The 4,745-nt window shown below is 40.7% G+C and carries 4 protein-coding genes; all 4 read left to right on the top strand.

Going from position 1 to position 4,745, the window contains the following annotated elements; all coding sequences use genetic code 11:
* The first annotated feature begins 107 nt into the window (after positions 1-107).
* Complete coding sequence (gene mglC, locus ACH2DQ_RS19215; RefSeq protein ID WP_395027888.1) at positions 108-1,139, top strand: galactose/methyl galactoside ABC transporter permease MglC; 1,032 nt, start codon at positions 108-110, stop codon at positions 1,137-1,139.
* A gap of 60 nt (positions 1,140-1,199) precedes the next feature.
* The gene (locus tag ACH2DQ_RS19210; RefSeq protein WP_394911239.1) at positions 1,200-1,379 is read left to right on the top strand and encodes a hypothetical protein; all 180 of its coding nucleotides are present in this window, start codon (positions 1,200-1,202) and stop codon (positions 1,377-1,379) included.
* Positions 1,380-1,545: 166 nt separating this feature from the next.
* Positions 1,546-3,159 (top strand): response regulator, encoded by a 1,614-nt coding sequence (locus ACH2DQ_RS19205; protein WP_394911240.1) that lies wholly within the window; start codon positions 1,546-1,548, stop codon positions 3,157-3,159.
* A gap of 11 nt (positions 3,160-3,170) precedes the next feature.
* Positions 3,171-4,745: sensor histidine kinase (locus ACH2DQ_RS19200; protein WP_395027885.1), on the top strand; the 1,575-nt coding region annotated here is incomplete at its 3' end.

The following is a 4,745-nucleotide window of genomic DNA, read 5'->3' as shown; positions in this document are numbered from 1 at the left end:
GTTATGTCAAATGGACATGTGTCCGGAATCACCAATACAGAAGAGCTGGATCAGGAGCGGATTATGGCTCAGGCAGCCAAATATGTTTAAGAACGGAAGGTGCAGATATGGAAAAAACTAAAATTGAAGGAAAGAAATTTAACCTTAGTGAATTTCTTGTTAAATATGCATTATATATTGTACTGATACTTATGATTGTTTTCTTTATTATAAAAGAACCAAGCTTTTTATCCCTTGGTAACTTTACCAATATACTTAGCCAGGATTCTACGAGAGCAATTCTGGCGCTGGGCGTTGCAGGGCTGATTGTACTACAGGGTACGGACCTCTCAGCAGGACGTATTTTAGGTCTTACAGCGATTATCTCGGCATCCATGCTGCAGTCCACTACCTATGCAGCAAGAATGTATCCAAACCTTCCTGCATTGCCTCTATTTGTTCCTCTTTTAGGTGCAATTGCCGTAGGTATGATCTTTGGTTTAATCAATGGATTTGGTGTTGCAAAATTAAAGGTACATGCGTTTATTATTACGCTGGGTACTCAGTTGATCGCTTATGGAGTTTCCTGTCTCTATATTGACCGCCCGCCTCTTGGCGCACAGCCGGTTGCCAACCTGGATCAGCGCTATATTCATTTTGTAACAGGTGGCTTCCAAATTACCAGTGAATTTAAAATTCCGTATCTGGTGTGTTATCTGGCAATCATTGCAATCATCATGTATATCATCTGGAATAAAACAAAGCTTGGCAAAAATATGTTTGCCATTGGGGGAAATCCGGAAGCGGCTGAAGTATCCGGTGTTAATGTTGTAAAAAATATTATGATCATTTTTATGATTTCTGGTGTTTTATACGGTGTAGCAGGATTTTTAGAGGCTGCAAGAGCGGGATCTACAACCAGTAATACCGGTTTGAATTATGAGTTGGATGCTATTTCTGCATGTGTAGTAGGTGGTGTTTCTTTCACCGGTGGTGTTGGAACGATTCCAGGTGTATTGATCGGAGCTACCTTGCTTCAGGTAATTAACTATGGACTGAACTTTATCAGCGTTAGCCCATATTGGCAGTATATCATTCGTGGTTTGATTATTATCGTAGCCGTATCATTGGATGTACGTAAATATCTTGCTAAAAAATAACTTGATAAATTTGGAAGAGGGTAAAGATTTAAAACTTATGGAGGAGCGTAGAAAATAGATATGACAGAACAAATAAATGATGTATCATCGCCAGGGCAGCAGGATGATATGATTCAAAAGAAAACTGTCCGCGACTGCCTTTATAGCAGAATAAATGTTTCGGTAAAAACCATGGACAAAATTATTTTCGGTCTTGTCCTGGCAATTATAGCAGCACTTATTTGCGGGATTATATTTTAATAAATAAAGGAATTTAAATGAGTGTTATCATATATTTATGAGATTCTCATGCCAAAAAGATGCGTAATGGAAAGAAAAAATTCCTTTACGCATCTTTTTATGGTATAATAACAAAATAATTTCGCACTAATTTTGAAATAAAAAAATATATTTTTTAGGAGCACATATGGACTTATATAAGGTGATTATAGCAGATGATGAAGCGGAAATCCGGGAAGGAATTATCCGTAAAATTGATTGGGCAAAGTATGGCTTTCAGGTAATTGGGAGTGCGGAAAACGGCAAGGAGGCATTGGATCTGGCGGAAAAGCTTCAGCCGGATGTGATGATGACAGATATCATGATGCCATTTATGGATGGTCTTGAGCTGGGGAAGGCTTTGCGCAAGAAGATTCCGTCTACCAAGCTGATCGTATTTTCCGGTTCCGATGATCTGGAATATGCCCACAAAGCCATTTCAATCAATGTGGTTGAATATGTATTGAAACCGGTGAATGCTGAGGATATGGGAAAAATACTGACGAAGCTGAAGCTTTCTCTGGATGAACGATATGAGAGTATGCGTAATCTGGAGAATCTCCGTCAGCATTACATGGACAGTCTTCCGGTTATCCGGGAGCAGTTTTTAGTCAGCCTGCTGGAGGGGCGGGTTACCCAGGAACAGTTTAACCGCAGTGCGGCCATGGCTGGGATTAATGTGGACGCAACGGGATTTATCGTATGTCTGATACAGATTGAGAAGGGGGTACTGGAGGAATCCGTAGAAAATATATTTAAAAATCATGATGATGCCCTGATCCCCATCACAATCAAGCATCTTGTAGATGATGAAATTCGAAAATATTGTGATTTTACCAGCTTTTTCTATGGAGATATTATCGCGATTATTGTCAATGCCAGAAGCCGGGAAGAAATCTATGATTTGATTTCCGGTATTGATGAGGTGTGCAGGGAGTCCCAGAAGATTTACGGACTTGTGACATCAGGAGGCATAAGCCTTATGTGCCATGAACCGCAGACCTTGCGGTATGCCAGAAAAGAAGCCCAGTCTGCCCTGGATTACCGTTTGGTGTTAGGCTCTGGCAGAGCTATTTATATCGGGGATGTGGAGCCGGATACTTCCGTCCTTTTACAGTTTAAAGGACAGGATGAACATGCGATCGTAACTGCCATTAAAATGGGTAAAAAGGAAGATATAATTGAAAATATTGAAGAGGTTTTTGCTAAGTTTGGAGATACGGTTTTGGAAATTGAACAGTACCGGATTTATTTTATGGAAATTAAAATTTCTTTGCTTCGTCTCTGCCAGACATATGGCTTAGACCTGGAAGAAGCTTTAGGTGAAAACTTTAATAACGATAATCAATTGGAAAAGCTGGGCTCTATGGACAACCTGCAACGATGGGTGCAGGAAATCAGCCTGCGGATCAGCAGCATGATAAAAAGCGAACGTGTACATACATCCAGCTACATGGTGGATACGGCATTACAATATGTACGGGAGAATTATGCCGACAGTGAACTGACAGTGGAGCGGCTCAGCGAACACCTCCATGTAAGCCCTACCTATTTTTCCACGATTTTCAAGAAAGAGACAGGAAGCAGTTTTATCGGATATCTGACAGAGACCAGGCTGGAAAAAGCAGTGGAGCTTTTAAATACGACCAATGACAAGAGCTATCAGATTGCAGAAAAGGTAGGATATCTGGAACCCAACTATTTTAGTTATGTGTTTAAGAAAAAGTTTGGCGTATCCCCATCCAGATACCGTAATACCTGACAGGGGGCGCCATGATTCCAATAATAAAAAAGTATGTATGGAAAGCCAAGAAATGGTACCAGGAAAAAAGTATTCAAAATATGCTTGCCATTTATTTTACACTGCTGTCTGTAGTTGGTATGGTCCTGATTGCGGTTCCGCTCTATCTGAATTTTACCAATACAGCGGAGCATATGGTTGAGCAGGAAAATAAGCACGTCATAGACCAGACGAATCAATTTTTGGATACTTATTTAAGAAATATTATGAATGTCTCTAATTCTGTTTATTATCAGGTTATTAAAAATGCGGATCTTGCGAAAGACACGATTGTGGAACAGCTGGATCTGCTCTATAACACCAACCGGGAACAGCTGGTGAGCATCGCTATATTTAATCTTTATGGAAAGGTTGAAGCCGCAGCACCCTTATCGAATCTTAAGGAAAATATAGATCCAAGAGATGAGGAATGGTTTATAAATGCGGAAGCGCAGATTGAAAACCTGCATTTTTCAAAACCGCATGTTCAAAATCTGTTCAATGACCCGGATAACCGTTACCGCTGGGTGGTTTCGATGAGTAATGACGTTGAGATAACGAAAAATGGAAAAAGGGAAAACGGTGTTCTGCTGGTAGATATGAATTTCAGCGGAATTGAACGGGTATGCCAGAGCGCAAATATTAGTGATTCCGGATATGTCTATCTGATGGATGCGGATGGAGAAATTATTTATCACCCGAAACAGCAGCTGCTATATTCCAAATTAGAAAAGGAATCCAACCGGGAGGCAGCAGGATTAGATGATGGAAACCATACGGAGATCTTTCAGGGCGAAAAGCGCCTGGTAACGATTAAAACCGTAGGATATACCGGCTGGAAGCTGGTGGCAGTAACGCCGCTCACAGAAGTCGTTGCAAAATATTCCCAGATCCGTGTCTTTGTTCTGTTTATATTTTGCTTCGGAATGTTCGTATTGATTTTTGTCAGTCTTTTGGTTTCAGCCAGAATCGCAAATCCTATAAAAAGGTTGGAAAAATCCGTTAAAAAGCTGGAAAAGGGCGATTTAAATGTTGAGATTATCTCCAGTGGTCCCTATGAGATTATGCATCTGGGCAAAACAGTAAGTTCCATGGTTGAACAGATGAAAAAATTAATGGATGATATTGTGGTGGAGCAGGAACAAAAGCGCAAAAGTGAACTGGATGCGCTGCAGACACAGATTAACCCCCACTTTCTGTATAATACGCTGGATTCTGTCATCTGGATGATTGAAAATGAACGCTATGACGGGGCAATTACCATGGTGACCTCTCTGGCTAGGCTGTTTCGGATCAGTATCAGCAAAGGAAAGACGATTATCACGGTAAAAGACGAACTGGAGCATGCCCGCAATTACCTTACGATACAGAGTATCCGCTATAAAAATAAGTTTACCTATGAGATTCAGGCGGAGGAAGAGACTTTACAGCTGGCTACCATGAAGCTGATTATTCAGCCGATGGTGGAAAATGCCATTTATCACGGAATGGAGTATATGCTGGAAGATGATGGTGGCAAGATTATCATTAAGTCTTATATTAGGGATGGTGATCTCTACATCGAAGTA

This window comes from Robinsoniella sp. (genome assembly GCF_034124845.1).
Note: the sequence above shows the minus strand (reverse complement) of the source record. Positions and strands in the feature narration are given on the sequence as shown.